The sequence below is a fragment of the Glaciibacter kafniensis genome (assembly GCF_039538945.1).
Lineage (GTDB): Bacteria > Actinomycetota > Actinomycetes > Actinomycetales > Microbacteriaceae > Cryobacterium > Cryobacterium kafniensis.
In genome coordinates this window covers 1-1,594 of sequence record NZ_BAABCN010000020.1, presented here as the reverse complement: position 1 = coordinate 1,594, position 1,594 = coordinate 1, and the positions used below count along the sequence as shown (strand labels likewise).

At 54.3% G+C, this 1,594-nt stretch carries 1 rRNA gene; it reads left to right on the top strand.

The annotated features are described in order from the left end of the window. A 23S ribosomal RNA gene (locus tag ABD791_RS21195) occupies nucleotides 1-1,594 on the top strand; the annotation flags it as partial.

Below are 1,594 nucleotides of genomic sequence, written 5' to 3'. Positions count from 1 at the left end.
TGGAGGCTACACGAGTGAGAATGCAGGCATGAGTAGCGAAAGACGGGTGAGAAACCCGTCCTCCGAAAGATCAAGGGTTCCAGGGCCAGGTTAATCCGCCCTGGGTAAGTCGGGACCTAAGGCGAGGCCGACAGGCGTAGTCGATGGACAACGGGTTGATATTCCCGTACTGACGAAAAACCGCCCAAACTAACCCAGTAATGCTAAGTGTCTGAATCCCTGTGACCGATCCCTTCGGGGTGAGGCGTTGGGCCTAGCACACGACCCTATGCTGGTGCGGTTAGCGTATTAACAGGTGTGACGCAGGAAGGTAGCTGAGCCGGGCGATGGTTGTCCCGGTCTAAGGATGTAGGCCGAGAGATAGGCAAATCCGTCTCTCATATAAGGCTGAGACCCGATGGGTAGCCCGTAAGGGCGAAATCAGTGATCCTATGCTGCCAAGAAAAGCATCGACGCGAGGTTTTAGTCACCCGTACCCCAAACCGACTCAGGTGATCAGGTAGAGAATACTAAGGAGATCGAGAGAATCGTGGTTAAGGAACTCGGCAAAATGCCCCCGTAACTTCGGGAGAAGGGGGGCCTGAGGCGTGAAGGAATTTACTTCCGGAGCGTTTGAAGGCCGCAGAGACCAGTGGGAAGCGACTGTTTACTAAAAACACAGGTCCGTGCCAAGTCGCAAGACGATGTATACGGACTGACGCCTGCCCGGTGCTGGAAGGTTAAGAGGAACGGTTAGCCGCAAGGCGAAGCTGAGAATTTAAGCCCCAGTAAACGGCGGTGGTAACTATAACCATCCTAAGGTAGCGAAATTCCTTGTCGGGTAAGTTCCGACCTGCACGAATGGCGTAACGACTTCCCAGCTGTCTCAACCGCGAACTCGGCGAAATTGCACTACGAGTAAAGATGCTCGTTACGCGCAGCAGGACGGAAAGACCCCGTGACCTTTACTACAGCTTGGTATTGGTGTTCGGTGTGGCTTGTGTAGGATAGGTGGGAGACTTTGAAGCTTGGACGCTAGTTCAGGTGGAGTCATCGTTGAAATACCACTCTGGTCATATTGGATATCTAACTTCGAACCGTGATCCGGTTCAGGGACAGTGCCTGGTGGGTAGTTTAACTGGGGCGGTTGCCTCCTAAAAAGTAACGGAGGCGCCCAAAGGTTCCCTCAACCTGGTTGGCAATCAGGTGTCGAGTGTAAGTGCACAAGGGAGCTTGACTGTGAGACTGACAAGTCGAGCAGGGACGAAAGTCGGGACTAGTGATCCGGCAGTGGCTTGTGGAAGCGCTGTCGCTCAACGGATAAAAGGTACCTCGGGGATAACAGGCTGATCTTGCCCAAGAGTCCATATCGACGGCATGGTTTGGCACCTCGATGTCGGCTCGTCGCATCCTGGGGCTGGAGTAGGTCCCAAGGGTTGGGCTGTTCGCCCATTAAAGCGGTACGCGAGCTGGGTTTAGAACGTCGTGAGACAGTTCGGTCCCTATCCGCTGCGCGCGCAGGAAATTTGAGAAGATCTATCCCTAGTACGAGAGGACCGGGATGGACGAACCTCTGGTGTGTCAGTTGTTCCGCCAGGAGCACCGCTGATTAGCT